Annotated in this window: 7 protein-coding genes; 6 read left to right on the plus strand and 1 reads right to left on the minus strand. The window is 62.4% G+C overall.

Features of this window, described 5'->3' with window-relative positions:
* Positions 1–89 precede the first annotated feature (89 nt).
* From AC13FW_RS20425 to AC13FW_RS20450, 6 genes are all read left to right on the plus strand, one after another.
* Positions 90–785, plus strand: coding sequence for a DsbA family oxidoreductase (locus AC13FW_RS20425; RefSeq protein WP_482990274.1), 696 nt, complete (start codon positions 90–92; stop codon positions 783–785).
* 79 nt (positions 786–864) lie between these two features.
* A complete protein-coding gene (nagZ, locus tag AC13FW_RS20430; RefSeq protein WP_482990275.1) occupies positions 865–1,872 on the plus strand; it encodes a beta-N-acetylhexosaminidase in 1,008 nt (335 codons plus the stop codon).
* Positions 1,872–2,423 carry a hypoxanthine-guanine phosphoribosyltransferase gene (locus tag AC13FW_RS20435; protein WP_481517624.1) on the plus strand — a complete coding sequence of 184 codons (552 nt, stop codon included), beginning with the start codon at positions 1,872–1,874 and terminating at the stop codon, positions 2,421–2,423. The genes nagZ and AC13FW_RS20435 overlap by 1 nt, the downstream gene beginning before the upstream one ends.
* A 101-nt stretch (positions 2,424–2,524) precedes the next feature.
* Positions 2,525–3,271 (plus strand): S-methyl-5'-thioinosine phosphorylase, encoded by a 747-nt coding sequence (locus tag AC13FW_RS20440; protein WP_282269621.1) that lies wholly within the window; start codon positions 2,525–2,527, stop codon positions 3,269–3,271.
* A 90-nt stretch (positions 3,272–3,361) separates the two neighbouring features.
* Positions 3,362–3,568, plus strand: coding sequence for a transcription antiterminator/RNA stability regulator CspE (gene cspE, locus AC13FW_RS20445; protein ID WP_057506519.1), 207 nt, complete (start codon positions 3,362–3,364; stop codon positions 3,566–3,568).
* A 79-nt stretch (positions 3,569–3,647) separates the two neighbouring features.
* Entirely contained in the window at positions 3,648–4,886 is a 1,239-nt protein-coding gene (locus AC13FW_RS20450) for an FAD-dependent oxidoreductase (protein ID WP_482990276.1), read from the plus strand.
* A gap of 139 nt (positions 4,887–5,025) precedes the next feature.
* On the opposite strand, the gene AC13FW_RS20455 is transcribed toward AC13FW_RS20450, so the two are convergent.
* Positions 5,026–6,039: a serine/threonine protein kinase gene (locus AC13FW_RS20455; protein ID WP_482990277.1), complete on the minus strand. Its 1,014-nt coding sequence runs from the start codon at positions 6,037–6,039 to the stop codon at positions 5,026–5,028.
* Between the last annotated feature and the right edge of the window lie 449 nt (positions 6,040–6,488).

Here is a 6,488-nt window from a genome sequence, read left to right on the forward strand (position 1 = left end):
CCGGGCCGGGCCCCGCCTCGGGCGGCGGGGGAATCACCCCCACCGCTCCCCCCGCGCTGGCCGCGCCACTACTTTTATCAGGAACCCGCATGCGCATCGATATCTGGTCTGACGTGGTCTGCCCCTGGTGCTGGATTGGCAAGCACCGCTTCCAGCGCGGCCTTGAGCTGCTGGGCGCCGATGTACCCGATATCGAGGTGCGCTGGCATCCGTTCCTGCTCGATCCTGATGCCGATACCACCCCGGTGCCGCTGCTGGAGGCCTACGCGGCCAAATTCGGCGGCGCCGAACGTACCCGGCAGATGCTGGCGCAGACCCAGGGCACTGCCCAGGCCGAAGGCCTGCCGATGGACTTCGGCAAGGGCCAGGTCAAGGTCAGCACCGTGCCGGCGCACCGGCTGATGTGGCTGGCCGGTCAGTACGGGGTGCAGGAGCAGGTCGGTGAGGCGCTGTTCCGTGCGCACTTCGCCGAAGGCCGCAACCTGGCCGATCCGCAGGTGCTGGTTGCTGCCGCCGCGGCGGGCGACATCCCGGCCGAGCGCGTGCAGGCGATGCTGGCGTCTGACGAAGGCCTGGCCCAGGTCCAGGCCGGTATTGGTCAGGCGCAGGCGCTGGGTATCCAGTCGGTGCCGACCTTCGTCATCAATGGCCAGTACGCGGTGCAGGGCGGACAGCCGGCAGAAGTGTTTGCCGACGTGCTGCGCAAGATAGCCGCCGAACAGGCGCCGTCGGCAGCCGCCAGCCAGGATGAACAGGCCTGTGGCCCGGATGGTTGCAGCGTCTGAACGCAGGCTCTGACGCAGCGGGCGCCATCTGCGACAATATTCCGCTACGCCGCAGTCTGCGGTGGATTGGAGTCCTTGCATGCTTTTGATCGGCGTTGCCGGCACCGAACTGACTGCCCAGGAGCGTGACTGGCTGCAGCACGACGCCGTGGCCGGGGTGGTGCTGTTCAAGCGCAACTTCGCCTCGCGCGCGCAGGTGGTGGAGCTGACCGCGGCAATCCGCGCTGCCACCGCACGTCCGCTGCTGATCAGCGTGGACCAGGAAGGCGGGCGGGTGCAGCGCTTCCGCGAGGGCTATGCCGATCTGCCGCCGCTGGAAGGCTTCGGCAAGCTGTATGCGAGCGACCCCGACGGCGCCCTGGCCCTGGCCGAGCAGCACGCGTGGCTGATGGCCAGTGAAATCCGCGCCAGCGGCCTGGACCTGAGCTTCGCGCCAGTGGTGGACGTTGGCCATGGCAACCTGGCCATCGGCAACCGTGCCTTTGGCGAGGACCCGCAGGTCGTTGCCGCCCTGACCGCTGCCTATGTGCGCGGCATGCACTCGGTCGGCATGGCCGCCACGCTCAAGCATTTCCCCGGCCATGGCACGGTCCGTGAGGACACCCATGTGGACACCGCGGTTGACCCGCGACCCCTGGCCGAGATTGAAGGCCACGACCTGATACCGTTCCGGGCCGGCATCGCCGCTGGCGCCGACGCGGTGATGATGGCGCACGTCATCTACCCGCAGGTGGCGCCGGAGCCGGCAGGCTACTCGCCGCGCTGGATCAACCAGATCCTGCGTGAGCAGATGGGCTTCCGTGGCGTGGTGTTCTCTGACGACATCGGCATGGCGGCCTCGTTCGCCGCCGGTGGGGTCAAGGCCCGCGTTGATGCGCACCTGGATGCCGGCTGCGACGTGGTGCTGGTCTGCCACCCGGAGCTGGTCGAGGAATCACTGCAGGCCGTGACCGGCCGCAGCTTGAATACCGCCGCCCTGTTGAGCCTGATCGGCCGCGGGGCGATGGGCTGGGGCGGCCTGCTGGCCGACGCCCGCCACGCCGATACTCGTAATCATCTGTTTGAAAACCTTGGAAGAACCGCCTGATGTCCAAACTCACTCTTGAACAAGCCGTGGCCCAGGCCGACCTGCTGGTCGACCGTCCCACCATCGACACCGCCATCGCCGGCATCGCCGACGCCATCGCGCGTGACTACAAGGGCGAAGTGCCGGTGTTCATCTCGATCATGAACGGTGCGCTGCCGTTCGCCGGCCAGCTGGCATTGGAGCTGGGCGCGCGCGGCCAGGACGCGCAGTTCGACTACATGCAGGCCTCGCGCTACCACGGCGAGACCGGCGGCGAGCTGGTCTGGAAGCACCGCCCGGTGTCGGCCCTGTTCGGCCGCCGGGTGATCCTGGTCGACGACATCCTGGACGAAGGCTTCACCCTGCAGGGTGTGCGCGAATGGTGCCTGGAGCAGGGCGCGACCGACGTGCGCATTGCCGTGCTGACCGTGAAGAAGCACGACCGTTGCCTGCCGGGCGTCAAGGCCGACTACGCCGGCATCGACCTGCCGGACCGCTTCGTGTTCGGCTTCGGCATGGACGTCAACGAATCGCTGCGTTCGCTGCCGGCCATCTACGCAATGAAGCAGTAATACCGGTGGCCGATGCTTGCCATCGGCTTTCGGTCTGATCGCGGCTGGGCCACGCCAAGGGCGTGGCTTGCGCGTGCCCAACGAGAACATCAGGAATGAGCATGGAACCTATCGCCCTGGCCGTTATTGGCGGCACCGGCGTGTACAAGCTGGCCGCGCTGGACGATGTCCAGACCCATGAAGTGGAAACCGTCTATGGCGCCCCCTCGGGCCCGGTCAGGGTTGGCCTGTTGAACGGCCAGCGCGTGGCGTTTCTGGCCCGGCATGGCGAAGGCCATTCAATTCCGCCGCACAAGATCAACTACCGCGCCAACCTGGCCGCGCTCAAGCAGCTGGGCGCAAGCCGGGTGCTGGCCTTGAACACGGTGGGCGGTATTGGCGACGACTTCGGTCCGCGCGTACTGGCTTGCCCGGACCAGCTGATCGACTACACCTGGGGTCGGATTTCCACCCTCAGCGAGGAGGAAGGCAGCGAGGTCCTGCATGTGGACTTTGGCCACCCCTACACCCCGTCGTTCCGTGCCAAGGTGCTGGCGGCGGCCAAGGCCAAGGGCGTGGCCATCCAGGACGGCGGCTGTTACGGCGCCACCCAGGGCCCGCGCCTGGAAACCAATGCCGAGATCGCGCGGATGCGCCGTGATGGCTGCGATCTGGTCGGCATGACCGGCATGCCCGAGGCCGGGCTGGCGCGCGAATTGGGGCTGGAGTACGCCTGTCTGGCGATCGTCGCCAACTGGGCCGCTGGCTGCGGCGATGCCGAGGAGATCACCATGGCCGAGGTTTTGGCCAATGTGGAGGCAGCTTCGTCCGGTTTGCCGACTTTGGTGGGTGAATTGGCCCGGGGGTGATTGTCATCCCGGCTTAAGGTTTGCATACTCCGCCAGTACGCCTCATTCAGCGTGCATCAATCCATTCATCGAACAAGGTCTCGCATCACCATGCCGAACGGTACCGTCAAGTGGTTCAACGACGCCAAGGGATTTGGCTTCATCTCACCGGAGGACGGCAGCGCCGATGTCTTCGCGCACTTCTCCGCGATCAATTCCAAGGGCTTCCGCAGCCTGCAGGAAGGCCAGCGCGTCAGCTATGACGTGACCCAGGGCCCGAAGGGTGCCCAGGCTTCGAACATCACGCCGGCCGAGTGATCCACCCGGTTGTGCGGAAGAACCCCGCTTCGGCGGGGTTTTTTTTTAGCAATGGCAGTCGGCCCAGGGAGGGACTGCAATGAGCAAGACACTGGATATCGCCATCGTCGGCTATGGCACGGCCGGTCAGGCACTGGCGGTGCTGCTGTCGCGCGACGGGCACCGGGTGCAGGTTTTCGAGCAGGCGGCGACTCCTGGGCCGGTAGGCGCGGGCTTCCTGCTACAACCCAGTGGCCTGCAGGCGCTGTGGCAGATGCAGTTGATGCCGCAGGTGCTGGAGCACGGCGCGGTGGTGCGCCGCCTGTACGGCGAGACCCCATGTGGACGCGCGGTGATGGACATGACTTACGCCGGGCTGGACGCGCGCCTGTGCGGCGTGGGCATGCAGCGCGGGGCGCTGTTCTCGCTGCTGGATGCGGCCTGGGATGCCGGCCCGTCGCTGCATGTGGACAGCCATATCCGCGCCATCGATGAATCCCTGCAGCGCGTACAGGACCAGCACGGGCGTTGGCACGGTCCGTTCGACCTGGTGATCGCCACCGACGGTTCGGGGTCCGGCCTGCGTGCGCAGGTGCAGGGCACCAAGCTGGATCGCGTTTACCCCTGGGGCGCGCTCTGGTGCCTGTTGCCGCGCGGCGATTGGCAGCATGGCGATGAGCTGCGCCAGCGCTATGTGGCCGCGCGCAAGATGATCGGCCTGCTGCCGGTGGGCACACGACCGGGCGACAACCAACAGCGCCTGAGCTTCTTCTGGAGCCTGCCGCGCGACGGTTTCCAGGCCTGGGAGCGCGACGGGCTGGAACCGTGGCTGGATGAGATCGCCACGCTGTGGCCGGAAGCGCGCGAGCGCCTGGCCGGAGTCAGCGTGCAGGCGCAGCTGGCCCGTGCCAGCTACCGCGATGCGGTGATGCAGCGCTGGTACCGCGGCCGCCTGGTATTGGCCGGTGACGCGGCGCACTCGATGAGCCCGCAGCTGGGGCAGGGCGTCAACATGGCGTTGATGGATGCGATGGCGTTGCGCGATGCCTTGCGCGCGGAGCAGGACATTGATGCCGCATTGGCGCGTTACCAGCACCAGCGCAAGGCGCATGTGTGGCTGTATCAGTTCTGGAGCCGCTGGCTGACGCCGATCTTCCAATCCGATCACGATTGGATCGCCAATGGCCGCGACCTGCTGTTCAAGCCGATGGGGCGCATGCCCGGCGGACGCGGCCATATGCTGCGGGTGCTGAGTGGCACCCAACATGGCCTGTTCGGCAAGCTGGCGTTGCAGGATGAATTCATCGCTGCGCTGGCCGAGGTCGCCGCAAAGCGCTGAACGACGCGCCGGCTGGCGGACTCATACCCGCTGAATCCCGCCAGTACTGCGAACCGGAAACGTCTAATTGAGCTTGGCATTGAATTACGGGGAGTCGACACATTGATCTTCGCCGCTCGCTTGAATTGATCACAGGAAGTTACAAAAACGTCGTCTCGGAAATGTACTGGTGCATCCGATCTACGGCTTCCGACAGGCTTGCATATTTGCCGCTTTCAGACGAAACCTTTCGGCCATTCTTTTTTACAGTTAACATCCCCTTTGATTCGTTTATCAAAACATCATGAGTATCGGCATCTTTAACGCCCTGCCACTCAAATTCAGTAATTCGAACCCAATCGACGGAGAAGCGCAGGCGATCTAACTGCTGGCGGAATTCAACGGCAGTCTGATATCGGCGTAAGGGGTCAGGTGCGCAAGCTTTGCGTACGATCCGTCGAACGGAGTCAGGGATATAGGAGCTGAATCCCAGTTGAGAAATGAGCGCTCCACTTTCGACGTGTTTTCGCGCGTTAGGGAGCGCGGCTACAACGGAATTCCAATCTGAAATATTGGACAGTGCTCTGTAGAGGGTCAAGCCTGCAGCAAATACGTCTGTACGAACCGAAGTCTTGCGAGTGGAGAAAAACTCTGGAGCAAGATGAGTGGTGTACCCTTGACCGGATCCATAAGTTCCCGGGCCAGACTGCGTCGCCAGTCCGAAATCCGATAATTTGGGTGAGTTGGATCCGAGTAGAATATTTCCTGGTTTTATGTCTCTATGAAGAAACCCCTGGGAGTGTGCGTGCTCAAGCCCAACCAAGGAGCCTCGAATATACGAAATTGCATCCTTGATGGATATCCATCGGCTCTCCAGGGCAGACTCCAAGGACCCTTCGGGCACATACTCAAGATCAAGGATAACTCGCCGCTCTTTATCAACTCTGAAAATATTCGCCTCATTTATCGAAACAATGTGCTTATGCTTACATCTGTTTAATATCTGTGCCTCCTCAAGGCTGGCAAGGAAAGTATTGGGGTCTGTAGTTTTTAATACTTTAATTGCTTTTTCAGCCTTAAGCGCTCTGTCGAATGCATGGTAAACCTGCCCGAAGTGGCCGCCGCCGAGAGGTCGAATGATCTGATACTTGTCGATCGACTTGGGGTGCGACATAAATTATTCCTCGAGTTTAAACCAAGCCGCCAAGACTGAGTGCTTCTGGTTCTTATCCCAGTAAGGAGGGTGCTGTCCAAATGCTGTATCACAATAACTGTAGAGGTCAATATCCTTGCCAAGCCCAAGACGAGAAGGGGTAAATGATCTTGCGGTGTAGCCATCAATGGGTAGCGATTTCTGATAGGCAATTAAGTTTAGAATTCCAAGTGGGAACTCCGAGGATATTAACTGACCTTTGCTGGGGTCGAGCGTAAGTCTGTATGAAAGCCTATCAGGGGCGTAGCTACTAATGAGTTGCCGAAACTGACTGTCATACCAACGACGTCCCCCCAAGATTGAGTAGCACAACGGTTTGGAGTCCAATCCTCAATGACAAGGAGATTGGACGTGAAGAAGCGCTTTACCGAAGAACAGATCATTGGCTTCCTGCGTGAGGCTGAAGCAGG

Source organism: Stenotrophomonas sp. 21LCFQ19, from assembly GCF_056861425.1.